Here is a 26,710-nt window from a genome sequence, read left to right as displayed (position 1 = left end):
TAGTAAGAGAAAAACCCGTCAAGCAATTGGCGGGTTTTTTTTCGTCTGGGGGTTTTGTTTGGCGCCGCGGGTGTTTGTCGGCTTACGCGCGCAGCGCTAAGCCGACCTACGTTTATTGGATGGCCGGTAGGTCGGATTAGCGGGGCCGCCGAGGTGCGTAGCGCGTAATCCGACAACATTGTTGACATTCGCGTGGTGATTGCTGGCTTACGCTTGTGCGTCAAGCCGACCTGGGGTATAATTCGCCTCCTCAGATCAGACGACTTGCTGCCCCGCTGGGAGCAGGTTGTTGAAAAAGTTATGCCTGATGACCATAGCAAGTTGGTACCACCCCTTCCCATCCCGAACAGGACCGTGAAACAACTTTGCGCCGATGATAGTGCTGCAACCAGTGTGAAAGTAGGTTATCGTCAGGCTTGTTATATAAAAAAAACCCCGCTAGGTGCGGGGTTTTTTTTCGTCTGCGGCATTCATCGGATCAGATGCCCCAGGTGATGCTTTCATTTTCCGCCTTGGCCGAGCGCAGCATTTCCATCAAAGGATAGGCGCGCTGCGAGAAATGCACTTTTTGCGCGCGCGCATGGGCACCCGTTTCGCCATCTTCCAGGGTTTCCGGCGTATGTGCGTCGTGTTCGATGTCATTTTCCGGATGCAATTTGCTTTCCGCGACTTCTTTTTCCAGCAGGGCCAGGGCATCGCCCGCTTCGGCTGGCGTGATGACGCCGCGCGTGGGGTTCTTGTGCAGGATGTCGAGGATACGCTGGGCATGTTCCTGGTACATCAGCACTTCAGGGGAAGATTTGGATTTGAATGAGATCAACATAAGCGCTTTCTGAAACTTGTTGTTAGTGTCGAAACAATATCACGACTTGAAATGTCGCACAGGCCGTCCGTTTGTCCCGGATTGCATATTTGCAAGCCGGATAGAGCCATCTGTTGGACAACGCACGTATTTACAAGAGCTCGCTTACCGTGAAAACACCCGTTTAAGCGATCGTTAAGTCTTAATCCAGTTTCACCGAGTCCATGAAGGTGTCGATGGTGTCACGCGACAGCTTGCTTTCCTCACCGAGAATGATGATCTGGAAGATGCGTTTGTCCTGCGCCACAAAACGCCCGACCAGCAAGACAGGCTTGCCTTGTTGCGTGCCTTTGGCCTCGATGCTGAGCGAACTGCGCTGGTGCGTTCCCGCAGCCGTGCTGCTGGCCGCCGATGCCGATTTTTCGCTGCGCACGGTCCCGTTGATATTTTTCAACAGGGCAGTCTGCATGGCGGGCAGGGCCGCTTGTGCCTGTTCCGTGCTGTCGAGCACGGCGCTGCCGATGGCGAAGGTATTGCCATCGACTTCGCTGGCCGTCATGGTCAGGCTGACTTTCTTGCCATCGAGATCGATCTCGCGTGTCAGCACGGCCGGCTTGCCTGGAAACAGGGCCGTGAACTGGGCGTCGGGGCTGCGATAGTCGCGCCAGTCGAACTTCGGACTGCAGGCGGACAGGACGCTGGCGGCCGCGAGCGTAGCCAGAAAGAAGGCAAGTGATGGTTTTTTCATCAGCAGATGGTAGCAGCGCCGCCGATCACGCGCAATCGCGCACGTGTGGGGCCACCGGCCGGCTCATATTTCACGCAGCACGCGCCGGTACTGGATCGCTTCGGCGACATGCGCTTGCGTGATGCCGGTGCTGCCCGCCAGGTCCGCGATGCTGCGCGCCACGCGCAGTACCCGGTGATACGTGCGCGCCGACCAGTGCAATCGCGCCATGGCGCCATGCAGCAGCTGTTCGCCATGCGTTTCCAGACGACAATGCTGTTCAATTTCCGTGCTGCTCAGGCGCTGGTTCGCTTTGCCCTGGCGTGCCAGCTGCAGGGCAAAGGCTGCCGCTACCCTTGTGGCGATGGCTTGCGTGCTTTCGCCGGCGCCTGCGTGCCGCCCCAGCGCCGCGGGCGGCATGGCGGCCACTTCAATCTGCAAGTCGATACGGTCGAGTAGCGGGCCGGACAGGCGACTGTGATAGCGGAGCACGGCGTCCGGCGTGCAGCGGCAACGGCCCGAAGCGTGGCCCAGATAGCCGCATGGGCAGGGATTCATGGCGGCGATCAGCTGAAAGCGGGCCGGAAACTCGGCCTGGCGGGCCGCGCGTGAAATGCTGATCACGCCCGATTCCATGGGCTGGCGCAAGACATCGAGTACCCGGCGCTGGAATTCGGCGATTTCATCGAGAAACAGCACACCGCAGTGTGCCAGCGAGATTTCTCCCGGGCGCGGCACGTTGCCGCCGCCCACCAGGGCCACACCGGACGCCGTCTGGTGCGGGGCGCGATAGGGGCGCCGTTTCCAGTGTTCCACCTTGAAGTGCCCGCCCAGCGAATGCACGGCCGCCGATTCCAGCGCTTCTTCATCGCTCATGGGCGGCAGCACGCCGGGGAAGCGGCTGGCCAGCATGGTCTTGCCCGCACCCGGCGGCCCTACCATCAAGACATTATGGCCGCCCGCAGCGGCCACTTCCAGGGCGCGTCGCGCCTGCTGCTGTCCTTGCACGTCGGCAAAGTCGGGATACGCAAAAGCGGAGACAGCCAACATGGGCTGATGGCGTTGCAGGGCGGTGTGGCTGGCGTGCGCGGCAAAATGCGCGCAGACCTCGAGCAGGCTGTGGGCGGGGTAGATGCAGGCATCGCGGACGAGAGCCGCCTCGTCCGCGTTCGCCTGCGGCAAGATGAAGGCGCGTGGCGCGCCCGACTGGCTGCGCTGCATGGCAAAGGTCATTGCCAGGGCACCGCGGATGGGGCGCAACTGGCCCGACAGCGACAGTTCGCCCGCGAATTCGTAGTGGTGTAATTGGTCGCCTGGCAACTGGCCGGAGGCGGCCAGGATGCCCAGCGCGATGGGCAAGTCGAAGCGCCCCGATTCCTTGGGCAAATCCGCCGGCGCCAGGTTGGCCGTGATGCGCCGCGCCGGCATCTCAAAGCCGCAGTTTTGCAGCGCGGCACGGACGCGGTCGCGCGATTCCTTCACTTCCGTATCCGGCAGGCCGACAATCGTAAACGAAGGCAAGCCATTGGCAAGGTGGACTTCGACACTTACCTCGGGCGCTTCCATGCCGGCCAGGGCGCGGCTTTTCAGGACGGCCAGACTCATCAGACTCCCCTGTGGCGCGGGCGCGGGCAGGATCAGTCTAGCGCGTGGAAGGCCGCCGGGCTTGAGCTATGCCAGCAAGGCCGTCAATATCGGCGCCTGGCTGGCGGCACCTTACACCTTGCTATCGTTCAGGCGCGTTTCCAACTCGATCAGGCGCAGTTCCAGTGCGTCCAGCTTGGCGCGGGTCTTGGCCAGCACTTGCGCCTGGATATCGAATTCCTCCCGCGTGACGAGGTCGAGGCGGGCGAAGCCCTGGGTCATCATCGATTTCACGTTTTTCTCGATATCCTTGGCAGGCGAGTTTTCGATGGCTTGATGGATCTTGCCTTGCAAGTCGTTAAAGAAGGTATTCATGTCCATGGTCAGTCCTTTTATGGTGCGGCCTGTGCATCGCACCATTGCGGTGCACAGCGGCGTTAATCTGGTGCGAAACTGGGCAAATTCACAATGCTTCAGCAGCCCGTACCCGCATGCCCAGAGGCTTGCAGGGTATGTATGGCCGGAAACGCACCTGTCAAGGTGGCAAGAGAGCTGGCACGTATTCTGCTAAAGAAGGTATGAACGCTTTGTGATCTCCAGCCAAGATTTTAAACCTCAACCGCTTTAAAAGTTCAATAAAAGGGAATCGCCATGAAGAATCTGTCCAAGAACATGACTTTAGCTGCAGCGTTGACGCTGGCCATGGCCGCCTTGTGCGGTAGCGCCATGGCCCAGGATGCAGTGGCGGCGCCTGCTGCAGCCGAAGCCGTACCTGATAACGTGGTGAGCTACAACGTGGCGCTGACCAGCGACTACCGTTACCGCGGCATCTCGCAAAGCCGCTTGAAACCGGCCATCAGCGGCGGTGCCGACTATACCCACAACCCGACGGGTTTGTACGTCGGCACCTGGCTGTCGAGCATCAAATGGATCAAGGACGGCGGCGGCGATACCAACCTGGAATGGGACATCTACGGCGGCAAACGGGGCGAGATCAGCAAGGATTTTACCTATGACGTAGGCGGCCTGTACTACTTCTATCCCTCGAATGGGCTGAGCACCAATGCCAACACCTTCGAGCTGTATGGCCAGCTCGGCTATGGCCCGGCCTACATCAAGTACTCGCACTCGACCACCAATCTGTTCGGCGTGGCCGACAGCAAGAACAGCGGCTACCTCGACGTGGGCGCGAATATCGATGTGCACGAAGGCTATCTGCTGAACCTGCATGTGGGCCGCCAGAAAGTCGAGCACAACGATTCCCTCAGCTACACCGATTACAAACTGGGCGTCACCAAGGATTTTGGCATGGCAACAGTCGCCCTGGCCTATGTCAAAGCCAACATCACGTCGCTGGCACCGAATGGCAAGAATCTGGCGAAATCCGGTCTCGTGCTGACCGTATCCAAAACCTTTTAAGCGAGACTGCCATGAAAATGATTACTGCAATCATTAAACCGTTCAAACTGGACGAAGTACGCGAAGCCTTGTCGGCTATCAATGTGCAAGGCATTACCGTTACCGAAGTCAAAGGTTTCGGCCGCCAGAAAGGTCACACGGAACTCTACCGTGGAGCCGAGTATGTCGTCGACTTCTTGCCAAAAACCAAAATCGAAGCGGCCGTCGATGACGCCATTGTCGACCAGGCCATCGAAGCGATCGAAGGTGCCGCGCGTACCGGTAAAATCGGCGATGGCAAGATTTTCGTCTACAACCTGGAACAAGTCATCCGCATCCGTACCGGTGAAACCGGCAACGAAGCGCTCTAAGGGGAATATTGATGCGTAAAAATATAACAAAATTGCTAGCTGGGTTTGCCTGTCTGTGTGCGTTTGGCGTCGCCGCGCCGAGCTTTGCCGATGCCCCCGCCAAGACGGAGGCGGCCACGACTTCGGCCGTCGCCGCTCCCGCCGTCACGCCGGTGCCTGACGCAGCAGCTCCGGCCGCCGCTCCGGCCCCGGCCGCTGCCGCGCCAGCCGCCGCGCCCGTTGCCAACAAGGGCGATACCAGCTTCATGATGATCAGCACCCTGCTGGTGATCCTGATGACCATCCCCGGCCTAGCCCTGTTCTACGGCGGCCTGGTGCGCTCGAAGAACATGCTGTCGGTGCTGATGCAAGTGTTCATGGTGTTCGCGCTGGTCATCGTGCTGTGGTGTATCTACGGCTACTCGATCGCCTTCACGGAAAAAACCGCCTTCTTCGGTGGCTTCGACCGCCTGTTCCTGAACGGTATCTGGGATCCGGCCAAGGGCACGTTTGCCGCCGCCGCCACCTTCAGCAAGGGCGTCGTCATTCCCGAGTTCGTCTTTGTCGCCTTCCAGGGCACGTTTGCCGCCATCACCTGCGCGCTGATCGTCGGCGCCTTTGCCGAGCGCGCCAAGTTTTCCGCCGTGCTGGCCTTCGTCGTGCTGTGGTTCACGTTCGCCTACCTGCCAGCGGCCCACATGGTGTGGTTCTGGACCGGTCCTGACCTGATCACCAACGCCGCCACTTCGGCCAGTGAAGCCCTGAAGGCTGGCTGGATCTGGCAAAAAGGCGCGCTGGACTTCGCCGGCGGCACCGTGGTGCACATCAATGCCGCCGTCGCCGGCCTGGTGGGCGCGATCATGATCGGCAAGCGCGTCGGCTACGGCCGCGAATCGATGGCGCCGCACTCGCTGACCATGACCATGATCGGTGCGTCGCTGCTGTGGGTGGGCTGGTTCGGTTTCAATGCCGGTTCCTCGCTGGAAGCGGGCGACGTGGCTGCCCTGGCCTTCGTCAATACGCTGTTGGCCACTGCCGCCGCTACCCTGTCGTGGGTATTTGGCGAGTGGATCAGCAAAGGCAAGCCATCGATGCTCGGTGGCGCATCGGGTGCCGTGGCCGGCCTGGTGGCGATCACCCCGGCGGCCGGCTTTGTCGGCCCGATGGGCGGCCTGGTCATCGGCTTGCTGGCCGGTGTCGTCTGCCTGTGGGGCGTGAATGGCTTGAAACGCCTGATCGGCGCCGACGATTCGCTCGACGTGTTCGGCGTGCATGGCGTGGGCGGTATCCTCGGTGCCTTGCTGACGGGCGTATTCGCTGCACCACAATTGGGCGGCCAGGGCATCTTCGATTATGTCACCAACAAGATGTCGGCGGATCCGTACTCGATCGGCCACCAGGTGTGGGTGCAGGCGCAAGCGGTCGGCACCACCATCCTCTGGTCTGCCATCATTTCCGTCATCGCCTATAAACTGGTCGACATCGTCATCGGCCTGCGCGTACCGGAAGAAGAAGAGCGCGAAGGCCTCGATATCACCAGCCACGGCGAGCAAGCGTATCATGGCTAAATAATCACTATCTGGCATGCCAGCGTCCCGGCGCGGCATGTCCGGTGGAAAAGGCGCCTCATTGAGGTGCCTTTTTTTCGTTGTGGGAATGTAAAAGGTCTTTAAAACAAGGCTTTTGCCCCGATTTGGGGTACTTACACGGTAATATAGTCGGCAGTTCTGTGTGCTTTTTTGAATACTGCACATAATTTAAGGATGTAACTATGGTTCCCCATCTCGTCACGGCCCTGACCGGACCGCTGCTCGACCTCGAAAAAAAGATTCTGGCCGCGACGCCGGCCATTGAGCGCTGGTTTCGCATGGAGTGGCAAGAGCACACGCCGCCCTTCTATTGCTCGGTAGACTTGCGCAACGCCGGCTACAAGCTGGCGCCCGTCGATACCAATCTGTTCCCTGGCGGTTTTCATAACCTGGCCACGGAAATGCTGCCCCTGTCCGTGCAAGCGGCCATGGCCGCCATCGACAAGTATTGCCCGGACGCCCGCAACCTGCTGATCGTGCCGGAATTGCACAACACTACGCCGCAGTACCTGCAAAACGTGGCGCGATTGATGCAGATCTTCCGCCAGACGGGGCTGCACGTGCGCTTTGGCTCCTGGTCGCCCGAGATTACCCAGCCGACACCGCTGGCGTTGCCAGATGGCAACATGCTCGTCATCGAGCCCCTCGTGCGCCTGAACAATGGCCGCCGCCTGGGCTTGAAGGATTTCGACCCTTGCACGATTCTGCTGAATAACGACTTGTCGGACGGTATCCCCGATATCTTGCAAAATATTCATGAGCAAAGCCTGTTGCCACCCTTGCATGCGGGCTGGGCCTTGCGCCGCAAGAGCAACCACTACACGGCTTACGATGAAGTGGTGAAAAAATTCGGCAAGATGATCGATGTCGACCCGTGGATGCTCAACCCCTTCCACGCCAAGTGCAGCGATGTGAATTTTCAGGAAGGCGAGGGCGAAGATGCGCTGGCCGCCAGCGTCGACGTGCTGCTGGCCAAGATCCGCAAGAAATACAAGGAATACGGCATCAAGGAAAAGCCGTTCGTCATCGTCAAGCCCGATGCGGGCACGTATGGCACGGGCATCATGACGGTGCGCGACGCCAGCGAAGTGCGCGACCTGTCGCGCAAGCAGCGCGAAAAAATGTCTATCGTCAAGGATGGCCAGCTGGTGACCGACGTGATCATCCAGGAAGGCGTGCCCACGTTTGAAAGCATCAAGGATGCCGTGGCCGAGCCCGTCGTCTACATGATCGACCGTTACGTGGTGGGCGGCTTCTACCGCGTGCATGCTGAAAAAGGCGTGGACCAGAACCTGAACGCGCCCGGCTCGCAGTACGTGCCGCTGGCGTTTGCCCAGCAGCATGCGGTGCCGGACTTGAAGGCCAAGCCGGGCACGGCCGCGCCGAACCGCTTCTATGTGTACGGTGTGGTGGCGCGCCTGGCCTTGCTGGCAGCGTCGCTGGAAATGGAGCGCACGGACCCGAATCCTGAGGTGTATTGATCCGTCAACGAGACTTGCCGGGCGCGGCGACTACCGCGCCTGGCGATCTCGGCTAGAATCAAGCATTCCTTATCCAGGCTCCCCGATTGGACGCACCATGAAAATTGCATTCCTTGCCGACCCGCTGGCAGGCTTCAAGACTTACAAAGACTCCACCTTCGCCATGATGCGCGAGGCGGCCAAACGCGGCCATGCCGTGTATGCCTTTGAACAGAAGGATATGGCGCTGGAAGAGGGCATCGTCACGGCACGGGTCAAACACATCGAGCTGACCGGCGACGAGCACGACTGGTACAAGGTCGTCTCCACCGAAGAAGTGCGCCTGTCTACCCTGGACGCCATCATCGAGCGCAAGGACCCGCCGTTCGACATGGAATACGTGTACGGCACGTATCTGCTGGAACTGGCGGAAAAGCAGGGCGCTTGCGTCTTCAACAAGCCGTCCGCCATCCGCGACAACAATGAAAAGCTGGCCATTGCCCAGTTTTCCGAATTCACTTCGCCGACCCTGGTGACGTCGGACGAAGCGCGCCTGCGCGCCTTCCACGCCAAGCACCAGGATGTCATCTTCAAGCCGCTCGACGGCATGGGCGGCACGGGCATCTTCCGCGTCAAGGCCGATGGCCTGAATTTGGGCGCCATCATCGAGACGCTGACGGACAACGGCGCGCAGACCATCATGGCGCAGCGTTTCATCGCCGACATCGCCAAGGGCGACAAGCGCATCCTCGTCATCGGCGGCAAGCCGGTGCCGTTTTCGCTGGCGCGCATCCCGCAGGCGGGCGAAGTACGGGGCAACCTGGCCGCCGGCGGCACGGGCGTGGCGCAGCCATTGACGGCACGCGACCTGGAAATCGCAGAAAAGCTGGGCCCTATCCTGGCCGCGCGCGGCCTGATGCTGGTAGGATTGGACGTGATCGGCGACTATCTGACGGAAGTCAATGTCACCAGCCCGACCTGCTTCCAGGAAATCATGCAGCAGACGGGTTTTGACGTGGCGGCCATGTTTGTCGACGCCGTCGAGCATGGCGTTGCGCAAGCGCAGCAGCGCTAGAAGGTGAAATGACTATGGTAGGGATTTTGCTCATGACACATGCACCGCTGGGACAGGCGTTCATCGCCGCCTGCGCGCATGTGTTCCGGGGGCCAACGGAACGGTTTGAAGCCATCGATGTCGTCGCCGACCAGGACCTGATGGAAGTGCAGAAACTGGCGTCGGAAGCCATCTGCCGCCTCGACGACGGTTCCGGCGTACTGGTGATTACCGACGTGAAGGGCGGCACGCCGTCGAACTGCTGCAACAAGCTGGCCGATGCGGGCAGGGTGGAAGTCATCGCCGGCATCAGCCTGCCGATGCTGCTGCGTGCCATCACGTATCGCCGCGACACGCTCGACGTGGTGGTGGAGATGGCCCTGGCCGGTGCGCAAAGCGGCGCCGTGCGCGTCGATAACCGTATTCGCGTGGGCGAGTAGAGAGTGACATGGCCGCCGCCCTGAAGGCGGCGGGTTTTATAGCAGGGCTGGCAACAATGCAGTGCATTCAGGGATAGAGACCATACAAAAATGATTCAAAGAGAACTCGAAATCATCAACAAGCTGGGACTGCACGCACGCGCCTCCGCCAAATTTACCCAGCTCGCCGCCAAGTTCAAGAGCGACGTCTGGCTGACCCGCAACGCGCGCCGCATCAACGCCAAGTCCATCATGGGCGTGATGATGCTGGCCGCCGGCAAGGGCGCGAAAGTGACCCTGGAAGCAGAGGGCGATGATGAGCAGGCATGTGTCGATGCGTTGACCGCCCTGATTAATGACAGGTTTGGCGAAGGCGAGTAATGCCCGCCGAACGCAGCCGCAGCCGCATTCCGACAGGTCAACCCATGGCATCTTTCACGCTCCACGGCATCCCGGTTTCCCGCGGCATCGCCATTGGCCGCGCGCATCTGCTGGCGCCGGCCGCCCTTGACGTCAAACATTACCTGGTCGCCCAGGAGCAGATCGAAGCCGAAGTGCAGCGCCTGCAAAGCGCCATCGCCACCGTCCACAAGGAACTGCAAACCCTGTGGAACGAGCTGCCCAAGGATGCGCCCACGGAGCTGGGCGCCTTCATCGACGTGCATGCGCTCATCTTGTCCGATCCGATGATTTCCGAAGCGCCGCTCGACATCATCCGCAAGCGCCACTACAACGCCGAATGGGCGCTGCTGACGCAGATCGATGAATTGTCGGCCCAGTTCGACGAAATCGAAGACCCGTACCTGCGCGAGCGCAAGGCCGATATCCAGCAGGTGGCCGAACGCGTCTTGAAAGTCTTGCTGGGCACGGAGCAGCTGCTGCCCAAGGCGGCCGCCGAAGATGAATTGATGGCGCAGATGATCGTCGTCGCGCACGACATCTCGCCGGCCGACATGCTGCAGTTCCGTGACCGCTCCTTCATCGGTTTCATTACCGACGTGGGCGGACAGAACTCGCACACGGCCATCGTCGCGCGCAGCCTCGATATTCCCGCCGCCGTCGGCATGTCGCAGGCATCGATGCTGATCGACCAGGATGACTGGCTGATCATCGATGGCGACGCCGGCGTCGTCATCGCCAACCCCAGCGCGCTGGTGCTGGAACAGTACCGCGAGCGCCAGGTGGCCATGCAGCGCGCGCGCAAGAAGCTGGGCAAGCTGAAAAAGACGCCGGCCGTCACCAAATGCGGCACGCCCGTCACCTTGCTGGCGAATATCGAATTACCCGAAGATTGCCCGTTTGCGCTGGAGTCGGGCGCCAGCGGCGTGGGCCTGTTCCGTTCCGAATTCCTGTTCATGGGCCGCGCCCACAAGATTCCCACCGAGGACGAGCAGTTCGAGGCCTACCGCAACACGGTGCAGTCGATGAAGGGCCGCGTGGTGACCATCCGCACGCTCGATATCGGCGCCGACAAGCCGCTCGACCAGGCCGACCATACGGCCTTGAATCCCGCGCTGGGCTTGCGCGCCATCCGTTACTGCCTGGCCGAGCCGCAATTGTTCCTGACGCAGCTGCGCGCCATTTTGCGCGCCTCCGCCTTCGGCAAGGTGCGCATTCTGATTCCGATGCTCGCGCATGCGTTCGAGATCGACCAGTCGCTGGCCATGATCGCGCAAGCGAAGGCCAGCCTGCGCGAGGAGGGCATCAAGTTCGACGACGAAGTCGAAGTGGGCGCCATGATCGAGATTCCCGCCGCCGCGCTGGCCTTGCCCATGTTCGTCAAGCGCATGGATTTCCTGTCGATCGGCACGAATGATCTGATCCAGTACACTTTGGCCATCGACCGGGTCGACTACGAAGTGGCGCATTTGTACAATCCGCTGCACCCGGCCGTGCTGCAACTGATCTCCATGACGATCGCCGCCGGCCACAAGGCGGGTATCGACGTGGCCGTCTGCGGCGAAATGGCGGGCGACGTGAAGCTCACGCGCCTGTTGCTGGGCATGGGGCTGCGCGAGTTTTCCATGCATCCGGCCCAGCTGTTGGCGGTCAAGCAAGAGATCCTCAACAGCGACCTGGGCCTGATTGCGCCACAAATGCGCAAAATTATGCGTTCCATGGAACCAAATGTGATCGCGGAAGCCGTCCAGCAGCTGCAGCTCATGTAAACTGTCACCTATCAGCATCAGGACACGTCGCGCGCGGCAAGAGGTGCCCTGATGCTAAAGTTGCAGCACCTATCATCGCGGTGCTGCATCGACCATGGCCCGTGGGGCCGCCCCCCTTTTATAAACCGACACACATGTCATCCATTGGAATCGTTTCGCCGCAAACCATGTATTTTGCGCAACCCCTGCAGCTGCAAAGCGGAGCATCGCTGCGGGACTATATGTTGATGTATGAAACCTACGGCACCCTGAACGCCGACAAATCGAACGCGGTGCTGGTCTGCCACGCCCTGAACGCCTCGCACCACGTGGCCGGCGTCTACGCGGACCAAGCAAAGAGCACGGGCTGGTGGGACAATATGGTCGGTCCCGGCAAGCCGCTCGACACGGACAAATTCTTCGTCATCGGCGTCAACAACCTCGGCTCCTGCTTCGGCTCGACGGGCCCCATGCACACCAATCCCGCCACCGGCAAGCCGTATGGCGCCGCCTTCCCCGTCGTCACGGTGGAAGACTGGGTCAGCGCGCAAGCGCGCCTGGCCGATGAACTGGGCATCACCGAGTTCGCTGCCGTGATGGGGGGATCCTTGGGCGGCATGCAGGCGCTGGCGTGGAGCATCATGTTCCCCGAACGGCTGCGCCACTGCGTGGTGATCGCCTCGACGGCCAAGCTGTCGGCGCAAAACATCGCCTTCAATGACGTGGCGCGCCAGGCCATCCTGTCGGACCCCGATTACCATGGCGGCGACTTCTATGCGCACGGCGTGGTGCCGAAAAACGGCTTGCGCGTGGCGCGCATGGTGGGTCACATCACCTACCTGTCGAATGACGACATGGCGGAAAAATTCGGCCGCAAGCTGCGCGACGCGACGCAGACGGGCGACTACAAATTCGGCTTCGGCATCGACTTCGAGATCGAATCGTATCTGCGCTACCAGGGTGACAAGTTTTCCGAATACTTCGACGCCAACACGTATCTCTTGATTACCAAGGCGCTCGATTATTTCGACCCGGCGCGCGCGCATGGCGGCGACCTGGCCAAGGCCCTGTCGGGCACGAAGGCCAAGTTCTTCCTCGCCTCGTTTTCCACCGACTGGCGTTTTTCGCCCGAGCGCAGCCGCGAAATCGTCGAAGCGCTCGTCTGCAACCGCCGCCAGGTCACGTATGCGGAAATCGACGCGCCGCACGGCCACGACGCCTTTTTGCTGGAAGACGCGCGCTACATGAACATGGTGCGCGCCTATTATGGCCAGGTATGGAACGACATCGGGGCGGGCGCGCCCGCCGCAGTACAGAACACAGCCGTCCGCCAGGGCGCGAAGGAGACCGCATGACTTTTGACGAATTGAGCGCGCTGCGCCCCGACCTGGCCTTCATCGCCCACTGGGTGCCGAACAACGCGCACGTGCTGGACGTGGGTTGCGGCGAAGGCGTGATGCTGCAGTACCTGCAAAGCGACAAGGAGTGCAGCGGCTACGGCATCGAGATCGCCGACGACAAGGTGCTGGCCAGCACCCGCCGTGGCGTGAACGTGATCCAGCAGGACATGGAAAAGGGTTTGTCGATTTTTGGCGACAACAGCTTCGACACGGTGCTGTGCCTGTCGTCGCTGCAGATGATGAAGCAGGTCGAGCCGCTGCTGCGCGACATCGTGCGCGTGGGCGCCGAGGCCATCGTCTCCTTCCCCAACTTCGCCTACTGGCCGCACCGCGTGGCGCTGCTCAAAGGCCGCATGCCCGTGTCGAAATCGCTGCCGTACCAGTGGTACGACACGCCGAACGTGCGCTGCGCCACCATCAACGACTTCCGCGAACTGGCCGAGGAATGCGGCCTGGAAGTGATCGAATGCGTGGCCCTGGCCGAAGGCAAGATGGTCTCCGTGCTGCCGAACCTGCGCGGCGACCTGGCCGTCTTCCGCCTGCGTAAAAAAGCGGTGCATTGATGAGCAAAAGCCCGGCGCCTGGCTGGCGTTCCTATGCCAACGGCCGCATGCTGGCCGTGCTGGTGCTTGGCTTCAGTTCCGGCCTGCCCCTGTTCATCCTGCTGTACCTGCTGCAGGCATGGCTGGCCAAGTCGGGCTTGAACGTCAAGGCGCTGGGGCTGTTTGCGCTGGTGCAGTTCCCGTACATCTGGAAATTCCTGTGGGCGCCCCTGATGGACCGCTACCGCATCCTGGGACTGGGACGGCGGCGCGGCTGGATGGCGCTCACGCAAGTGGCGCTGTTCTTTGCCATCGGCGGCATGGGCATGCTGGACCCGCTCACGCAGATCGGCCTGATCGCGGCGGCTGCCGGCGGCGTGGCCTTCCTGTCTGCCAGCCAGGACATCGTCATCGACGCCTACCGGCGTGAAATCCTCAGTGACAACGAGCAGGGCCTGGGCGCCGCCGTCATCGTCAACGCGTATAAAGTGGCGGGCATGGTGCCGGGCGCGCTGTCGCTGATCCTGGCCGACCGCATGCCGTGGCAACCCGTCTTCTGGATCACGGCCGCCTTCATGCTGCCGGGGTTTGTCTGCACCCTGCTGATCAAGGAGCCGACCGTGTACGGCTCGCCGCCGAAGACCATGCGCGAAGCGATCATTCTGCCGTTCCAGGAATTCATCGCGCGCGATGGCTGGCGTAACGCAATGTGGATCCTTGCCTTCGTACTACTCTACAAAATCGGCGACAGCATGGCCACGGCGCTGGCGACGAAGTTCTATCTGGACCTGGGTTTTTCCATGACGCAGATCGGCCTGGCCGCCAACACCACGGGTTTCTGGGCCAGCCTGGCCGGTGGCGTGGTCGGCGGCATATGGATGCTCAAGCTGGGCATCAACCGGGGCCTGTGGGTGTTTGGCGCGCTGCAGGCGGTCGCCATTCTCGGATTCGCCTGGCTGGCGCAGGTGGGGCCGAATACCATGCTGCTCAGCGCCGTGATCGGTTTTGAAGCCTTTGCCAGCCTGGGCCTGGGCGCGGCTGCCTTTGTCGCGTTCCTGTCGCGCAGCACGGACCCGCGCTACACTGCCACGCAATATGCCTTGTTTTCCAGCCTCAGCGCCGTGCCGCGCACCCTGATCAATGCCTCGGTGGGCTTTCTGGTCGCCGAGCTGGGCTGGTTCTCGTTTTTCATCGTGTGCTTCTTCCTGGCCTTCCCGGCCATGATGATGCTGCCTAAAATCGCTCCATGGAGGTCTGCCAATGGCACCAATATCCCTTAAACGTTACGCCGTCCTGGCCAGCCTGTGCGCGGCCACCGCGCTGTCGTCCCTGTCTGCCCACGCCCAGCAGGCGACGGTCCAGGATGGCATCAAGGTACGCCCCCTGTCGACTTCGCGCATCTTTGCCGGCGGCGCCGACTTCAATGAACAATCGAAGCAGCAATATACGCAGCTGGTCAACGAGGCGAAGGAAAAAAATGCGCTGGTGCCCGACAGCGATCCGCAAGTGAAACGCCTGCGTGCCATCGCCCAGCGCATTATCCCGTTCGCCACGCGCTGGAACGAGGCGTCGGCCAACTGGAACTGGCAGGTCAACCTGCTCAATTCCGACCAGGTCAATGCCTTTTGCATGCCGGGCGGGCAGATCGCTTTTTACAGCGGCATCATCACCAAGCTGAATCTGACCGACGACGAAGTGGCCATCGTCATGGGCCATGAGATTTCCCACGCCTTGCGCGAGCACTCGCAGGCGCAGGCCGGCAAGGGCAACCTGGCCGCCGTCGGTGCCAAGCTGGCCGGTGCCGGCCTGTCGGCCTGGCTCGGCGTCGATCCGAGCATCACCAGTACCGCCACGAATATGGCGGCGCAGGGCGTGATGCTGAAGTTTTCGCGCGACGATGAACGCGAGGCGGACCTGATCGGCATGGACCTGGCCGCGCGCGCCGGCTTCGACCCGCGCGCCGGCGTCATCCTGTGGCAGAAGATGGCCGCCGTGAGCAAGGGCGCGCCGCCGGAATTCCTCTCGACGCACCCGTCTGGCAAGGACCGCATCTCGCAGATGAACAGCCACATGGCGCAAGTGCTGCCGCTGTACGCGCGCAGCAAGGGCGTCAGCATCGACGCTTTGCCGCCTTACCGCAGCAACGCCATCGCGCAGCGCTAGGATGCCGGCCCGTCACGCCGCCGCACCCTTGCCCATGCGCGACGGCGTGGCGCCCAGCTATCTGTGGCTGCCCGAAGGGCAGTGGCCGGACATGCTGTCCTTCCTGCTCGAGCGCTATCCGCAGATCAGCGCCGCGCAATGGCTGGACCGCATGGCGCGCGGCGAAGTGGTCAACGGGGACGGCGCCGTGCTGGCGCCCGATAGCGCATACCGGCGCGGCATGCGCATTTTTTACTACCGCGAGCTGGAACGGGAAACACCGATCCCCTTCCAGGAAGAGATACTGTTTCAGGATGAACACCTGGTGGTGGTCGACAAGCCGCACTTCCTGCCCATGACGCCGGCCGGGCGCTTCGTGCAGGAGACCTTGCTGACGCGCCTGAAGAAAAAGCTGGACTGCGCCGAGCTGACGCCGATCCACCGCCTGGACCGGGAGACGGCCGGCGTGGTGATTTTTTCGCGCCAGGTAGCCAGCCGCGGCGCCTATCAGTCGCTGTTCCAGCGCCGCGAAGTGCGCAAGACCTACGAGGCGCTGGCGCCCGTGCTGGCGGGGCGCGATTTTCCATTTACCTACCGCAGCCGCATGGTCGAGGGCGCGCAGTTTTTCCTCATGCGCGAGGAAGCGGGCGAGCCGAATTCGGAAACCATCATCGAGCTGATCGAAGAGCGCGGCATTGTCGCCCTGTACCGGCTGCAGCCGCACACGGGCCGCAAGCACCAGCTGCGCGTGCACCTGGCTGCGCTGGGCATCCCCATCGTCAACGATGCGTTTTATCCCGTGGCCCTGCCGTGCAAGGAAGATGACATGTCGCAGCCCTTGCAACTGCTGGCGCGGGCCATCGATTTCACGGACCCGTTGACGGGCGAGATGCGCCATTTTGAAAGCCGGCGCATGCTCGGGTAAGCCGATGCCACCACTGGCGTATCAACCATGTTGTCGGATTACGGCCCTGCGGTCCTAATCCGACCTACGATAGAGCAGGCGTAGGTCGGCTTAGCGCGCAGCGCGTAAGCCGACACCACCCGCGACGTGTCAAAGATCAGCCCTTGATCGTGTAATCGATGATCAACGGCGCATGGTCGGAAAAACGCTCGTCCTTGTAGACGCTGACCGTGTGCGCCTGGGCTGCGATGCCGGGGGTGGCGACGTGGTAGTCGATGCGCCAGCCCACGTTTTTCGCGTAGGCTTGTCCGCGGTTGCTCCACCACGTGTACTGGTCTTCGCGCTTGTCCAGGCCGCGGTGCACGTCGACAAAGCCCACTTCGTCGAAGACGCGCGTCAGCCATGCCCGTTCCTCGGGCAGGAAGCCGGAGTTCTTCTTGTTGCCCTTCCAGTTCTTCAGGTCGATTTCATGGTGGGCGATGTTCCAGTCGCCGCAGATGACCACTTCGCGGCCCAGCGCCTTCAATTCGAGCAAATGCGGCAGGAACAGTTCCATGAAGCGGAACTTGGCTTCCTGGCGTTCGGGGCCGGACGAGCCGGACGGGCAGTACACGGAAATGACGGAGAGGTTGCCAAAATCGCAGCGTACGTAGCGGCCTTCGGCATCGAATTCAGGGCTGCCGAAACCGATGTGCACGGCGTCCGGCTCGGCCTTGCTATACACGCCCGTGCCCGAATAGCCTTTTTTCTCGGCATAGTGGAAATGGCCATGGTAGCCGTGCGGGTTGAGGAATTCCGGCGTCATGTCGGGCAGCTGCGCCTTCAATTCCTGCACGCAGATGAAATCGGCCGTCTGCGTGCCCATCCAGTTGAAAAAGCCTTTTTTGGCGGCGGAACGGATACCGTTCAGATTGGCGGAAATAATTTTTGGCATAGGTCGAGAGTGAAAAGGGCGTTGTACGGGGCCGGCGGGCGCGGCATGGCGATTGTCTCGCCGGTGCGCGCGGATTAAAATACAGGCACTTTTAAAAAATGAGGCTAATGTGAATAATTTACGCCAGCAGTTTATCGCGTTTTCAGTATCCAAGGGAGTCTTGCGGTTTGGCGAGTTCACGACCAAGGCCGGACGTCAGTCGCCGTACTTCTTCAATGCGGGCCTGTTCCATGACGGCGCCACCCTGGCCGAGCTGGCGCAGTTCTACGCGCAGACCCTGCTCGACTCGGGCGTGGAATTCGACATGCTGTTCGGCCCCGCCTACAAGGGCATCACGCTGGCGTCGGCCACCGCCGTGGCACTGGCCGGCAAGGGCCGCAACACCTCGTTCGCCTTCAACCGCAAGGAAGCCAAGGACCATGGCGAAGGCGGCACCATCGTCGGCGCCAAGCTGCATGGCAAAGTCGTCATCATTGACGATGTGATCTCGGCGGGCACTTCGGTGCGCGAATCGGTGGACATGATACGTGCCGCCGGCGCCGAACCATGCGCCGTGCTGATCGCCCTGGACCGCATGGAGCGTTCCGGCCCGGACGGCCAGCTGTCGCCAAGTTCGGCCGTGCAGGAAGTGTCGAAACAGTATGGCATTCCCGTCATCTCGATCGGCAACCTGGACGATCTGTTCGGCTACCTGAATGGCGCGGGCGCTGATCCGGAACTGCTGAAATATAAAGAAGCCGTCTCCGCATACCGCAATCGGTATGGTATTTAAGTAGTTCTCTCCAGCAGCGCCCGCAGCCGCGGGTCGCTGCAGGCAGTGGCAGCTTGCGGGTGGCATTGCAACAGCCGCCGCAACAGTGCGCCGCCGATGCCGCGCCGGCGGAATGGCGGTTTCACGAACAGCATGTTCACCGTCACTTCATCGGCGTGTCGGCTGATGTCGAGCATGGCCACCTGCTGGCCGTCGATCCACGCGCACAGCGCGCTGTCTCCTTGCCAGTCGATCTGCATCACGCCAGCCATGGTTTCAACGCCGCATGCAAGCCCAGGGCGAACAGCCCCGCAAAAAAGCACCGCTTGAATACCTGCTGCGCGATGCGCCCGCGTAGCCATTGACCGGCCAGCATGCCGGCCAGCGCGGGCAGCAGCGCATACGCGGAAGCGCCGGCCGCACCGAGGCTGAAGTCGCCGTGCAGGGCCAGGCTGGCCGCCAGCGCCACGGTCGATGCCGTAAACGCCAGGCCCAGGGCCTGCACCAGCGCATCGCGCGCCAGCCCCAGTCCCTGCAGATACGGCACGGCGGGGATGACGAAGACGCCCGTGGCGGCCGTCACCAGTCCCGTCACGGCGCCCGCCACGGGCCCCAGCCACGCTTCGTGCCGCGCCGGCACGCGCAACTGCGGCGATAACAATCCCGCCAGCGCATACAGCATTAGCGCCACGCCCAGCGCGACGACGGCCCAGGCGCCGCTGTCTTGCGGCAGCAACGCGCCGCCCGCCAGAGTGCCGGCCATGACGGCGGCCAGCATGGGCCACAAACGGTGCAGCAGGGCGCGCAGGCCGGGGCCGGCCGCCAGCTGCCAGACATTCGTCACCATCGATGGCACGATCAGCAGGGCGGCCGCCTGCACGGGCGGCATGACAAGGCTGAGCGTGCCCATGGCCACCGTCGGCAAGCCCAATCCGACTACGCCCTTGACGAAGCCAGCGGCGAGGAAGCTGGCGCCGACGGCCAGCAGGAATGAGGTCTCCATCTTTTTTATCCACAGTGAACTGCGTGGATTCTGCGCTTGCCAGACACTTTCGCCAAGGCGGATTATTTTGAGTCAGCCTTAGTCAAATACGAAGGCTGGTAAGATGGCGAAAAGGAGAGCCGCCATGCGCTTTGATCTCGTCGATTTGCAGCTGTTTGTCAACGTGGTGGAGGCGGGCAGCCTGACGGCGGGCGCCGCGCGCAGCCACCTGGCATTGGCGTCGAGCAGTGCGCGCGTGCGCGGCATGGAAGAGATGCTGGGCATGCCCTTGCTGCTGCGCGGGCGGCGCGGTGTGGAGCCGACACCCGTGGGCCAGACCTTGCTCCATCACGCGCGCCTGGTGCTGCTGCAAATGGAGAAAATGCGCGGCGAACTTGGCGAATTTGCGCGCGGCTTGAAAGGGCAGTTGCGCCTGTTGTGCAATACGGCCGCGCTCAGCGAATTTTTGCCCGAGGCGCTGGGCGCTTTTCTCGACCGCCATCCGAACCTGACCATCGACCTGGAAGAGCGCCTCAGTTACGATATCGTCAAGGCCGTCTCGGAAGGGCTGGCCGACATGGGCATCGTGTCCGACTCGGTCGACATGCGCGGCTTGCAGACGTTTTTGTTCCGCCCCGACCGGCTGGTGGTCATCGCGGCGGCCGACGGCGTGCACCACCGCGCGCTGGGCCAGGATGGCGTGGTCGACTTTGCCAGCGTGCTCGATCACGATTTCATCGGTCTGGCCGACGACAGCGCGATGCAGCAATACCTGGGCATGCATGCGGCGCGCCTGGGGCGCCCATTGAAGGTGCGCGTGCGCCTGCGCAGCTTCGATGCCGTCTGCCGTATGGTGGCCAGCGGCGTGGGCATCAGCGTGGTGCCGCTGGCGGCGGCCAGCCGCTGCCAGCAGACGATGGCGCTGCGCTGCCTGGAATTATCCGATCCCTGGTCGGTACGCAATCTCACGATCTGCGTGCGCCAGTTCAGTGAATTACCCCTGTATGCGCGCCAGTTGATCGATCATCTGAAGGCGTGACAGGGCATGACAGGAGCAGCGATGCGTTTTTCAGAAGACAAGATGGCCAGCCTGCTGTGCAGCGACCAGGTCGAGCGGCCGATCCACATCTGGCAGCCCGAGCATCCACGTGCCGTGATCCTGGCGATCCACGGCGGCATGGCGCACGCAGGTGACTACGTCACACCGGCGCTCTACTTCCGCCAGCACGGTATCGCCACCGTCAGCTTCGACATGGTGGGCCATGATGGCCAGCGCAAGGTGGACATTCCCTCGTTTGACGCCTTCCTCGACGACGCGGAGCTGTTCCTCGCCTGGGTCAAACAGACGTATCCGGGCATGCCCGTATTCGTCATGGGCCATTCGATGGGCGGCCTGATCGCCACGCACCTGGGGCTGCGGCGCTTTGCGGGCGATGCGGCCATCAAGGGGTTTGTGATTTCATCGCCGTATTACGTGAATGCGATACCCGTGCCGAAGGTGCTGCAGATGCTGTCGGGCTGGCTGGCGCGGCGCTTCCCCACGATGAAGGTGCCGCTGGGGAACCTGACCATGCTGCTCACGCACGATCAAACCATCACCGCGCGCCATTTCCAGGATGAGCGCGACGGCATCCGTGCCAGTGCCGCATCGGTGCGCTTTGCCCATGCCTTGACGTCGGCGCAAAAGGAACTGGCGGGCGGCTTGTCGGACTGGCGCTTCCCCCTGTTCGCCGTGGTGGCGGGCGACGACAAGCTGGCCGACAGCCGCGCCACGGAAAGCCTGCTGCGCAGCGTGCCCGATGGCTTGCTCGACTATCACTACTATCCGGCCAATTATCACGAGAACTTCAATGAAGTGAACCGCGATGTCATCTTCGCCGCCATCCTGGCCTGGATGGAAAAACTGCTGGCACCCGTGCCGGCGTGAGACGCCAGTATCGTTATAATCGGCTAGACTGAATTTACCGCCGGCGCATGCCGGCCCGGTCCCCGCGGCACAGGGGAATACTCAAGGAACGAACGATGCGCTTGCTGATTGCCCTGTTACTCCCGTGGCTGACCTTTTTCACGATCGGCCGTCCGATCGCCGGCATCATTTGCCTGATCCTGCAAATCACCCTGATCGGCTGGCTGCCAGCGACGATCTGGGCCGTGTACGCGCTGAGCCAGTACAAGACGGACCAGAAGATCGCCGAGGCCATGCGCCGGCGCTAACGCTGTTCTAAGGCTGTCCTAAGCTGCGCTTCCTATCTTGATTCAACCGACATGAGGAGAGTGAGATGGCATCAAACAGACGCAGACGCGGTACCCTGGGCTTGGCGGCGGCAATGCTGGCCGCCGGGCTGTTGCTGGGAAGTGCGGCGCAGGCCCAAACCGACAGCGCGCTGCCGCCCGTGCAGAAGAGCGGGGCGGTGGAATACCTGAGCGGCGGCATCGGCCTCGACGAGTCGACGGCCATCAAGAGCGCCAGCCGGCATTGGCCCTTGAGTCTCGTGTTTTCCGTGCAGGCGGCGGGCAAGGCGGAATTTGCCTCCGACGTGAAGCTGGAAATACGCGACGCCAAGGGCGCGCCGGTGCTGGAAACGACGGCCAGCGGACCGTTCCTGCTGGCGAAACTGGCCCCGGGCAGCTACAGCCTGCGCGCCACCCTGGCTGGCAAGACGCTGGAACGCAAGCTGCAAATCAAGGCTGGCAGTTCCGCGCGGGTAGAACTGATCTGGCCGGCCGGAACGAATCAAGGTAAATCCTGATGCCTGGCGACGGCAAGGCGCCTGAACAGGGCTTGTCGGCGCGGGGTTTGTCGGCGCATATCCTGCCCACGTCGGCGACCATGGTCGGCGTCTGCATGACGGTGCTGTCGATCGGGCACCTGGCGCCGCGCGGCGAGGTGCGCGTGGCCATCGACAAGCTGCTTGCTGTCGACGCCATCGTCTTTCTCGTCAGCGCCGTGCTGTCGTTCATGTCGCTGCGCCCCGGCCAGTCGCGCTTGCGCTACGAATGGTGGGGCGAGCTGCTGTTCATCTGCGGCCTGGCCCTGCTGGCGCTGGGCGCCGTGGTGCTGGCCTTTGTCATCAACTGAACCCGAGATCAACTGACCTTGAGCACGCGCCCTTCGGCGGCGCTTTGCAGCGCCAGTTCGATCAGGCGTATCGTCGCCGCCGCATCTTCGGCTGCCACGGGCGCCGCTGCGCCGTGGCGGATGGCGTCGGCCATGCCCTGGTAAAAGTCCTGGTAGCGGCCCGCCTGCATCTCCAGGTGCTCACAATGTCCGTCCGGCTGCGTGCCCAGGTGCAGCGCGCCGCGCACGGGATCCACGCCCCAGCCGGGCTGGCCCGGCCTGCCGCCCGCCTTCAGGGCGTCTTCCTGCGGGTCGAGGCCAAACTTCACGAAACTGCCCTTGTCGCCATGCACGGCGAAGCGCGCCGTCGGCGCCTTCACCAGGCAGCCCGCTTGCAATACCACGCGCAGCCGGTCGTAGTACAAAACGATGTGCATGTAGTCGACGGCTTGCGCGCCATCGCGCTGCAGGACGATATCGGCGTACAGCTTTTCCGGCTGGCCGAACAGTTGCATGGCCTGGTCCAGCATGTGCGGGCCCAGGTCGTACAGCAAGCCGCCGCCCGGCGCGGCGGACTCGCGCCAGCGCTGGCGGATCTCGGGGCGGAAACGGTCGAAGTGCGATTCGACGCTGGCGATGCGGCCCAGGGTGCCCTGCGCCAGCAGTGCTTTCAGGGTCAGGAAGTCGCCATCCCAACGGCGGTTGTGGTACACGCTGAGCACCAGCTTGCGTTCTTTCGCCAGCGCGATCAGGCTCTGCGCCTCGGCACTGGAAATGGTGAATGGCTTGTCGACCACCACGTGCTTGCCAGCCTGCAGGGCCGCCTGCGCCAGGCTGAAATGCGCTTCGTTGGGTGCGGCGATGACGACCAGTTCGATGGACGGATCGGCAAACAGCTGCGCGGGCTGTGCATACACGGTGGCGTGCGGCCAATCCTTGTGCACGAGCTCCGGCTTGCTCGAAGCGACGGCCGTCAGTTCCAGGGCATCGATGGTGGACAGGACGGGAGCGTGGAAGGTGGAGCCGGCAAAGCCGTAGCCGACGAGGCCGGTTTTGATCTTGTTCATGGCGTGTTCACAGGTGCGTGGAAGAATCCATGATCATACCCGCAAGCGGGCGGCGGCAGCGCTGCTGCGATGTTGCCGCGCTGCCGCCGCCCGGACATTACTTCAGACTCCAGACGTATTGCACCTTGACGCTGGCGCCGACAGGCTTGCCGCCAGCGAGGGCCGGCTTGAACGTGCACTTGGCGATGCCGCTGCGCGCCGCTTCGTCGAGGGCCGGATGGCCGCTGCTTTTGACCACGCTCGAGCCCATTACCTTGCCGGTGGCATCCACGTCGAAGGACATGTTGACCGTGCCCTCTTCCTTCGCCTGCCGCGATGAGGCTGGCCAGACCGGTTTGCCGCAGACGCCAAAGTCGACGATGGGGCGGCGCTCGAGCACGGGCGCGCTGTCGGCGGCGACGGCCTGGCCGTAGATGCCGAGGCAGGCGCCGGCCAGGGCCAGCAGCGGCACGGCCGCCTTCCAGTTCAGGGTTTGTGGTGCGGGGCGCAGCAATCGTTTGATACGTGACATGAGATCTCCTCCGTTGGCCGCCTGGGCCAGGTGGTGGGTTGAGAACTGGAGACGTTCCAGTTCCGAGAGTGCAAGAGCCAGACGCCGCGGTTCGCCCAGTTGTCTTGCTGCGAAATCATCTGCAATATGTTCGCGTTCGAGGCGCACGCCGCGTGAAATCCACCAGACGGCAGGGTGGAAGAACAGCAGCGCCTCGATGGCGTTTTGCAGCAGGTTGATCAGATAATCGTGGCGCCGGATGTGTGCCAGTTCGTGCGCCAGCAGCGCGTCGAGCAGGTGCGGCGGCATGCCGGTCAACAGCGCGGCGGGCACCAGCACCATGGGTCGCCAGATGCCGGCCGTGAGCGGGCTGGCGATGCCGTCGAGCACGCGCAGCCGTACGGGCCGCGTCAAGCCCGCATCGTGCGCCATGCGCGACAGCCTGGTCTGCAGTGGTCCATGCGTGGCACCCGTGTTCCTGGCGCTGCGCTCTATCCACAGCATGCCCAGTGCCATGCGCACGGCCAGCACGGCGGCGCACAGCGCCCACACGCCGACGACGGTGCGCAGCATCAGGTCCAGGTCGGGCAGGCTGTCGGGCGCCAGCAGGGCGGCCGGCAGCAAGGCGCTGGAGTACAAGGCGCCCGTGATATCGCCGCCGGCCAGGCGCAGATACAAGCCCGCCGCCGGCCATGCCAGGCATGCCAGCAGGGCGCCGCAACCGACGGCGTAGCGCGCTTCAGGACGCGCATTTCGCAGGGCTGTCCACGCCAGCGCCGTGGCGCAGCCGATCAGCAAGCCTTGCCACAGGAAGTGCAGCAGGGTCCAGCCCAGCGCCGGCACGAAGCCGCTCATGACTGGTCGTCCTTGAGCATTTTTTCGATCTCCTCGCGTTCGGCACGTGACACGCCCGTGCGCAGCGCCGCCAGCACCAGCGCCTTGGCCGAACCGGCAAAGGCCTTCTGCATCAATTCCTTGAGCAGATTCGTCTGCAGGCTGTCCTGCGCCTGGGCCGGCGCATACACGTGCGAGCGCTGGCTTTCGTCGCGGATCAGCAAGCCCTTGCCGTGCATGATCTGCATCAGGCGCAGCACGGTGCCATACGTGATGGCCGGCTTGGCCATCGCCATCGCCTCGTGCACCTGCTTGGCCGTGGCGGCGCCCAGCGGCCACAGCGCCTGCAGCAGATCGAGTTCGGCTGCCGTCGGTTTCGGGATGTCGTGCGTCTTGGCCATGCGGTTTTCCTCTTGCCTGAAATTCAATATGGCTAGATTAAACCGTGTAGACAAAAATGTATACTTTAATTTTAATAGGCCTTCAAACGCCTTTCAGCGCGGAGGAAAAGTCTAGACAAGGCTGTTTATGCGCGATGTGTACAGGCGAAAAAAAAGACGCCGCAGCGTCTTTTTTTTTTGGGCAGGTGAATTATCCCGCCAGCTTGGCCTTCAGCAGTTCCGTCAGCTGGGCCGGGTTGGCCTTGCCTTTGGAGGCTTTCATGGCCTGGCCGATCAGCGCGTTGATGGCCGCTTCCTTGCCGGCGCGGTACTGCTCTACCGACTTGGCGTTCGCCGCCAGCACTTCATCGACGATGGCTTCCAGGGCGCCAGTATCCGAAATCTGTTTCAGGCCCTTGGCGTCGATGATGGCGTCGACCAGGTTCTCGTCGCTGGACTTCGCTTCCCACATGCCGGCGAAGACTTCCTTTGCCGCCTTGTTCGAGATCGTGCCGTCGGCGATGCGCTTGAGCATGGCGGCCAGCTGCGCGGCGGAGACGGGTGCGTCGTCCAGGTCCACGCCTTCGCGGTTCAGGGTCGACGACACGTCGCCCATCAGCCAGTTGGCGGCGGCCTTGGCGTTTTCCTTGCCGGCCTTGTCGACCACGGCGACGAAATAGGTGGCCATGGCTTTCGACTGCGTCAGCACCAGCGCATCGTAGTCAGGCAGCGCGTATTCGCTGATGAAACGGGCGCGCATGGCGGCCGGCAGTTCCGGCATCGAGGCCTTGACGGTGTCGATCCACGCTTGCGAGATGACCAGCGGCGGCAAGTCAGGGTCCGGGAAGTAGCGGTAATCCTGCGCGTCTTCCTTGCTGCGCATTTCGCGCGTTTCCTTGCGGTCCGGATCGTACAGGCGCGTCGCTTGCACGACCTTGCCGCCGTCTTCGATCAGCTCGATCTGGCGGCGCACTTCCACGTGCACGGCTTCTTCGATGAAGCGGAAGGAGTTCAAGTTCTTGATTTCGCAGCGGGTGCCGAATTCCTTCTGGCCGACAGGGCGCACGGAGACGTTGACGTCGCAGCGGAACGAACCTTCCTGCATGTTGCCGTCGCAAACGCCCAGCCACATGACCAGCGAGTGCAGGGCCTTGGCGTAGGCCACGGCTTCGGCGGCGCTGCGGATTTCCGGTTCCGAGACGATTTCCAGCAGCGGCGTGCCGGCGCGGTTCAAGTCGATGCCGCTCATGCCCGCGTAGTCTTCATGCAGCGACTTGCCGGCGTCTTCTTCCAGATGAGCGCGCGTCAGGTTGACCGTCTTGGTGACGAATTCGCCATCCTTTTCATAGCCGAAGGTCAGGGCGCCGCCGATGACGACGGGGTCTTCGAACTGGCTGATCTGGTAGCCCTTGGGTGAATCAGGGTAAAAATAGTTTTTGCGCGCGAAGACCGAGTGCGGCGCGACGGTGGCGCCCACGGCCAGGCCGAAGCGGATCGCGCGGTCGACGGCCTGCTTGTTCATCACGGGCAGTACGCCTGGCAGGGCCAGGTCGACGGGACTCGCTTGTGTGTTGGCGTCGGCGCCGTACTTGATCGGCGAACCGCTGAAAATTTTGGATTCGGTCGTGAGCTGCACGTGGTTCTCAAGACCGATGACGACTTCCCATTGCATAGTGTTCTCGCTTATTTTTTGGTG

At 62.5% G+C, this 26,710-nt stretch carries 30 protein-coding genes and 1 rRNA gene; 20 read left to right on the top strand and 11 right to left on the bottom strand.

Annotated features, from left to right (window positions below; translation table 11 throughout):
- Positions 1-303: 303 nt before the first annotated feature.
- A 5S ribosomal RNA gene (gene rrf / locus V3C40_RS23835) occupies positions 304-416 on the top strand.
- A 62-nt stretch (positions 417-478) separates the two neighbouring features.
- Here the strand turns inward: rrf and V3C40_RS23830 are convergent.
- From V3C40_RS23830 to V3C40_RS23815, 4 genes are all read right to left on the bottom strand, one after another.
- Positions 479-823, bottom strand: coding sequence for a DUF1840 domain-containing protein (locus tag V3C40_RS23830; RefSeq protein ID WP_034749443.1), 345 nt, complete (start codon positions 821-823; stop codon positions 479-481).
- 181 nt (positions 824-1,004) lie between these two features.
- Positions 1,005-1,550, bottom strand: a complete 546-nt coding sequence (locus V3C40_RS23825) for a hypothetical protein (protein ID WP_034749440.1) — start codon at positions 1,548-1,550, stop codon at positions 1,005-1,007.
- 63 nt (positions 1,551-1,613) lie between these two features.
- Positions 1,614-3,134, bottom strand: a complete 1,521-nt coding sequence (locus V3C40_RS23820) for a YifB family Mg chelatase-like AAA ATPase (RefSeq protein ID WP_331778686.1) — start codon at positions 3,132-3,134, stop codon at positions 1,614-1,616.
- A gap of 111 nt (positions 3,135-3,245) precedes the next feature.
- Positions 3,246-3,494, bottom strand: a complete 249-nt coding sequence (locus V3C40_RS23815; RefSeq protein WP_331778685.1) for an accessory factor UbiK family protein — start codon at positions 3,492-3,494, stop codon at positions 3,246-3,248.
- A gap of 270 nt (positions 3,495-3,764) precedes the next feature.
- Between V3C40_RS23815 and V3C40_RS23810 the strand changes: the two genes are divergently transcribed.
- The 13 genes from V3C40_RS23810 (at position 3,765) to V3C40_RS23750 (ending at position 16,539) form a co-directional block, all read left to right on the top strand.
- On the top strand, positions 3,765-4,532 hold the full coding sequence (locus V3C40_RS23810) for a TorF family putative porin (RefSeq protein WP_034749431.1): 768 nt from the start codon (positions 3,765-3,767) through the stop codon (positions 4,530-4,532).
- An 11-nt stretch (positions 4,533-4,543) separates the two neighbouring features.
- Positions 4,544-4,882 carry a P-II family nitrogen regulator gene (locus tag V3C40_RS23805; protein WP_010393464.1) on the top strand — a complete coding sequence of 113 codons (339 nt, stop codon included), beginning with the start codon at positions 4,544-4,546 and terminating at the stop codon, positions 4,880-4,882.
- Between the two features lie 11 nt (positions 4,883-4,893).
- On the top strand, positions 4,894-6,429 hold the full coding sequence (locus tag V3C40_RS23800) for an ammonium transporter (RefSeq protein WP_034749427.1): 1,536 nt from the start codon (positions 4,894-4,896) through the stop codon (positions 6,427-6,429).
- A gap of 203 nt (positions 6,430-6,632) precedes the next feature.
- On the top strand, positions 6,633-7,931 hold the full coding sequence (gene gshA, locus V3C40_RS23795; protein ID WP_034749425.1) for a glutamate--cysteine ligase: 1,299 nt from the start codon (positions 6,633-6,635) through the stop codon (positions 7,929-7,931).
- Positions 7,932-8,028: 97 nt separating this feature from the next.
- A complete protein-coding gene (gshB, locus tag V3C40_RS23790) occupies positions 8,029-8,985 on the top strand; it encodes a glutathione synthase (RefSeq protein ID WP_070301591.1) in 957 nt (318 codons plus the stop codon).
- A gap of 14 nt (positions 8,986-8,999) precedes the next feature.
- A complete protein-coding gene (locus V3C40_RS23785) occupies positions 9,000-9,404 on the top strand; it encodes a PTS sugar transporter subunit IIA (RefSeq protein ID WP_070301592.1) in 405 nt (134 codons plus the stop codon).
- 90 nt (positions 9,405-9,494) lie between these two features.
- A complete protein-coding gene (locus V3C40_RS23780) occupies positions 9,495-9,764 on the top strand; it encodes an HPr family phosphocarrier protein (protein WP_034749416.1) in 270 nt (89 codons plus the stop codon).
- Between the two features lie 44 nt (positions 9,765-9,808).
- Positions 9,809-11,551 (top strand): phosphoenolpyruvate--protein phosphotransferase, encoded by a 1,743-nt coding sequence (gene ptsP, locus V3C40_RS23775; protein WP_219330371.1) that lies wholly within the window; start codon positions 9,809-9,811, stop codon positions 11,549-11,551.
- A 134-nt stretch (positions 11,552-11,685) separates the two neighbouring features.
- A complete protein-coding gene (gene metX, locus V3C40_RS23770) occupies positions 11,686-12,885 on the top strand; it encodes a homoserine O-succinyltransferase MetX (protein ID WP_331778684.1) in 1,200 nt (399 codons plus the stop codon).
- Positions 12,882-13,493, top strand: coding sequence for a methionine biosynthesis protein MetW (metW, locus tag V3C40_RS23765; protein ID WP_034749410.1), 612 nt, complete (start codon positions 12,882-12,884; stop codon positions 13,491-13,493). The genes metX and metW overlap by 4 nt, the downstream gene beginning before the upstream one ends.
- Positions 13,493-14,752, top strand: a complete 1,260-nt coding sequence (locus V3C40_RS23760) for an AmpG family muropeptide MFS transporter (RefSeq protein ID WP_034749407.1) — start codon at positions 13,493-13,495, stop codon at positions 14,750-14,752. The genes metW and V3C40_RS23760 overlap by 1 nt, the downstream gene beginning before the upstream one ends.
- A complete protein-coding gene (locus tag V3C40_RS23755; protein WP_070301595.1) occupies positions 14,733-15,635 on the top strand; it encodes a M48 family metallopeptidase in 903 nt (300 codons plus the stop codon). Before V3C40_RS23760 ends, V3C40_RS23755 begins: the two co-directional genes overlap by 20 nt.
- A gap of 1 nt (position 15,636) precedes the next feature.
- On the top strand, positions 15,637-16,539 hold the full coding sequence (locus tag V3C40_RS23750) for a pseudouridine synthase (RefSeq protein WP_070301596.1): 903 nt from the start codon (positions 15,637-15,639) through the stop codon (positions 16,537-16,539).
- Positions 16,540-16,675: 136 nt separating this feature from the next.
- On the opposite strand, the gene V3C40_RS23745 is transcribed toward V3C40_RS23750, so the two are convergent.
- Complete coding sequence (locus V3C40_RS23745; RefSeq protein ID WP_100875496.1) at positions 16,676-17,452, bottom strand: exodeoxyribonuclease III; 777 nt, start codon at positions 17,450-17,452, stop codon at positions 16,676-16,678.
- A gap of 109 nt (positions 17,453-17,561) precedes the next feature.
- Between V3C40_RS23745 and pyrE the strand changes: the two genes are divergently transcribed.
- Positions 17,562-18,224 carry an orotate phosphoribosyltransferase gene (gene pyrE, locus V3C40_RS23740; protein ID WP_010393161.1) on the top strand — a complete coding sequence of 221 codons (663 nt, stop codon included), beginning with the start codon at positions 17,562-17,564 and terminating at the stop codon, positions 18,222-18,224.
- On the opposite strand, the gene V3C40_RS23735 is transcribed toward pyrE, so the two are convergent.
- Complete coding sequence (locus V3C40_RS23735) at positions 18,221-18,463, bottom strand: GNAT family N-acetyltransferase (protein ID WP_157808878.1); 243 nt, start codon at positions 18,461-18,463, stop codon at positions 18,221-18,223. The genes pyrE and V3C40_RS23735 overlap by 4 nt on opposite strands.
- Positions 18,463-19,206 (bottom strand): sulfite exporter TauE/SafE family protein, encoded by a 744-nt coding sequence (locus V3C40_RS23730; RefSeq protein ID WP_331778683.1) that lies wholly within the window; start codon positions 19,204-19,206, stop codon positions 18,463-18,465. The genes V3C40_RS23735 and V3C40_RS23730 overlap by 1 nt, the downstream gene beginning before the upstream one ends.
- Positions 19,207-19,330: 124 nt before the next feature.
- Here V3C40_RS23730 and V3C40_RS23725 point away from each other — a divergent pair, with 124 nt between their 5' ends.
- The 5 genes from V3C40_RS23725 (at position 19,331) to V3C40_RS23705 (ending at position 22,264) form a co-directional block, all read left to right on the top strand.
- A complete protein-coding gene (locus V3C40_RS23725) occupies positions 19,331-20,224 on the top strand; it encodes a LysR substrate-binding domain-containing protein (RefSeq protein WP_034749390.1) in 894 nt (297 codons plus the stop codon).
- Between the two features lie 21 nt (positions 20,225-20,245).
- Entirely contained in the window at positions 20,246-21,112 is an 867-nt protein-coding gene (locus V3C40_RS23720; protein ID WP_331778682.1) for an alpha/beta fold hydrolase, read from the top strand.
- A 95-nt stretch (positions 21,113-21,207) separates the two neighbouring features.
- Positions 21,208-21,399 carry a YqaE/Pmp3 family membrane protein gene (locus V3C40_RS23715; protein WP_034749384.1) on the top strand — a complete coding sequence of 64 codons (192 nt, stop codon included), beginning with the start codon at positions 21,208-21,210 and terminating at the stop codon, positions 21,397-21,399.
- 65 nt (positions 21,400-21,464) lie between these two features.
- Positions 21,465-21,935 (top strand): carboxypeptidase regulatory-like domain-containing protein, encoded by a 471-nt coding sequence (locus V3C40_RS23710; protein ID WP_331778681.1) that lies wholly within the window; start codon positions 21,465-21,467, stop codon positions 21,933-21,935.
- Positions 21,935-22,264 carry a hypothetical protein gene (locus tag V3C40_RS23705; RefSeq protein ID WP_319993447.1) on the top strand — a complete coding sequence of 110 codons (330 nt, stop codon included), beginning with the start codon at positions 21,935-21,937 and terminating at the stop codon, positions 22,262-22,264. Before V3C40_RS23710 ends, V3C40_RS23705 begins: the two co-directional genes overlap by 1 nt.
- A gap of 8 nt (positions 22,265-22,272) precedes the next feature.
- On the opposite strand, the gene V3C40_RS23700 is transcribed toward V3C40_RS23705, so the two are convergent.
- The 4 genes from V3C40_RS23700 to gatB form a co-directional block, all read right to left on the bottom strand.
- The gene (locus tag V3C40_RS23700; protein ID WP_331778680.1) at positions 22,273-23,310 is read right to left on the bottom strand and encodes an oxidoreductase; all 1,038 of its coding nucleotides are present in this window, start codon (positions 23,308-23,310) and stop codon (positions 22,273-22,275) included.
- A 97-nt stretch (positions 23,311-23,407) separates the two neighbouring features.
- On the bottom strand, positions 23,408-24,655 hold the full coding sequence (locus tag V3C40_RS23695) for a M56 family metallopeptidase (RefSeq protein ID WP_331778679.1): 1,248 nt from the start codon (positions 24,653-24,655) through the stop codon (positions 23,408-23,410).
- Entirely contained in the window at positions 24,652-25,035 is a 384-nt protein-coding gene (locus tag V3C40_RS23690; protein WP_319993444.1) for a BlaI/MecI/CopY family transcriptional regulator, read from the bottom strand. Before V3C40_RS23690 ends, V3C40_RS23695 begins: the two co-directional genes overlap by 4 nt.
- A 190-nt stretch (positions 25,036-25,225) precedes the next feature.
- Positions 25,226-26,701: an Asp-tRNA(Asn)/Glu-tRNA(Gln) amidotransferase subunit GatB gene (gene gatB, locus V3C40_RS23685; protein WP_331778694.1), complete on the bottom strand. Its 1,476-nt coding sequence runs from the start codon at positions 26,699-26,701 to the stop codon at positions 25,226-25,228.
- Between the last annotated feature and the right edge of the window lie 9 nt (positions 26,702-26,710).

Source organism: Janthinobacterium sp. LS2A (genome assembly GCF_036543145.1).
In the GTDB taxonomy this organism is placed as follows: domain Bacteria; phylum Pseudomonadota; class Gammaproteobacteria; order Burkholderiales; family Burkholderiaceae_D; genus Janthinobacterium; species Janthinobacterium aestuarii.
Note: the sequence above shows the minus strand (reverse complement) of the source record. Positions and strands in the feature narration are given on the sequence as shown.

Coding starts and splice junctions, on each gene's coding strand:
- gshA (WP_034749425.1), top strand. CDS start 6,633: ATGGTTCCCCATCTCGTCACGGCCCTGACCGGACCGCTGCTCGACCTC.
- V3C40_RS23800 (WP_034749427.1), top strand. CDS start 4,894: ATGCGTAAAAATATAACAAAATTGCTAGCTGGGTTTGCCTGTCTGTGT.
- V3C40_RS23830 (WP_034749443.1), bottom strand. CDS start 823: ATGTTGATCTCATTCAAATCCAAATCTTCCCCTGAAGTGCTGATGTAC.
- V3C40_RS23710 (WP_331778681.1), top strand. CDS start 21,465: ATGGCATCAAACAGACGCAGACGCGGTACCCTGGGCTTGGCGGCGGCA.
- V3C40_RS23690 (WP_319993444.1), bottom strand. CDS start 25,035: ATGGCCAAGACGCACGACATCCCGAAACCGACGGCAGCCGAACTCGAT.
- gshB (WP_070301591.1), top strand. CDS start 8,029: ATGAAAATTGCATTCCTTGCCGACCCGCTGGCAGGCTTCAAGACTTAC.
- V3C40_RS23760 (WP_034749407.1), top strand. CDS start 13,493: ATGAGCAAAAGCCCGGCGCCTGGCTGGCGTTCCTATGCCAACGGCCGC.
- V3C40_RS23720 (WP_331778682.1), top strand. CDS start 20,246: ATGCGTTTTTCAGAAGACAAGATGGCCAGCCTGCTGTGCAGCGACCAG.
- V3C40_RS23730 (WP_331778683.1), bottom strand. CDS start 19,206: ATGGAGACCTCATTCCTGCTGGCCGTCGGCGCCAGCTTCCTCGCCGCT.
- V3C40_RS23735 (WP_157808878.1), bottom strand. CDS start 18,463: ATGCAGATCGACTGGCAAGGAGACAGCGCGCTGTGCGCGTGGATCGAC.
- V3C40_RS23700 (WP_331778680.1), bottom strand. CDS start 23,310: ATGAACAAGATCAAAACCGGCCTCGTCGGCTACGGCTTTGCCGGCTCC.
- V3C40_RS23755 (WP_070301595.1), top strand. CDS start 14,733: ATGGCACCAATATCCCTTAAACGTTACGCCGTCCTGGCCAGCCTGTGC.
- V3C40_RS23725 (WP_034749390.1), top strand. CDS start 19,331: ATGCGCTTTGATCTCGTCGATTTGCAGCTGTTTGTCAACGTGGTGGAG.
- ptsP (WP_219330371.1), top strand. CDS start 9,809: ATGGCATCTTTCACGCTCCACGGCATCCCGGTTTCCCGCGGCATCGCC.
- V3C40_RS23705 (WP_319993447.1), top strand. CDS start 21,935: ATGCCTGGCGACGGCAAGGCGCCTGAACAGGGCTTGTCGGCGCGGGGT.
- V3C40_RS23780 (WP_034749416.1), top strand. CDS start 9,495: ATGATTCAAAGAGAACTCGAAATCATCAACAAGCTGGGACTGCACGCA.
- V3C40_RS23805 (WP_010393464.1), top strand. CDS start 4,544: ATGAAAATGATTACTGCAATCATTAAACCGTTCAAACTGGACGAAGTA.
- V3C40_RS23745 (WP_100875496.1), bottom strand. CDS start 17,452: ATGCCAAAAATTATTTCCGCCAATCTGAACGGTATCCGTTCCGCCGCC.
- V3C40_RS23715 (WP_034749384.1), top strand. CDS start 21,208: ATGCGCTTGCTGATTGCCCTGTTACTCCCGTGGCTGACCTTTTTCACG.
- V3C40_RS23785 (WP_070301592.1), top strand. CDS start 9,000: ATGGTAGGGATTTTGCTCATGACACATGCACCGCTGGGACAGGCGTTC.
- metX (WP_331778684.1), top strand. CDS start 11,686: ATGTCATCCATTGGAATCGTTTCGCCGCAAACCATGTATTTTGCGCAA.
- V3C40_RS23750 (WP_070301596.1), top strand. CDS start 15,637: ATGCCGGCCCGTCACGCCGCCGCACCCTTGCCCATGCGCGACGGCGTG.
- V3C40_RS23695 (WP_331778679.1), bottom strand. CDS start 24,655: ATGAGCGGCTTCGTGCCGGCGCTGGGCTGGACCCTGCTGCACTTCCTG.
- V3C40_RS23815 (WP_331778685.1), bottom strand. CDS start 3,494: ATGGACATGAATACCTTCTTTAACGACTTGCAAGGCAAGATCCATCAA.
- V3C40_RS23825 (WP_034749440.1), bottom strand. CDS start 1,550: ATGAAAAAACCATCACTTGCCTTCTTTCTGGCTACGCTCGCGGCCGCC.
- V3C40_RS23820 (WP_331778686.1), bottom strand. CDS start 3,134: ATGAGTCTGGCCGTCCTGAAAAGCCGCGCCCTGGCCGGCATGGAAGCG.
- metW (WP_034749410.1), top strand. CDS start 12,882: ATGACTTTTGACGAATTGAGCGCGCTGCGCCCCGACCTGGCCTTCATC.
- V3C40_RS23810 (WP_034749431.1), top strand. CDS start 3,765: ATGAAGAATCTGTCCAAGAACATGACTTTAGCTGCAGCGTTGACGCTG.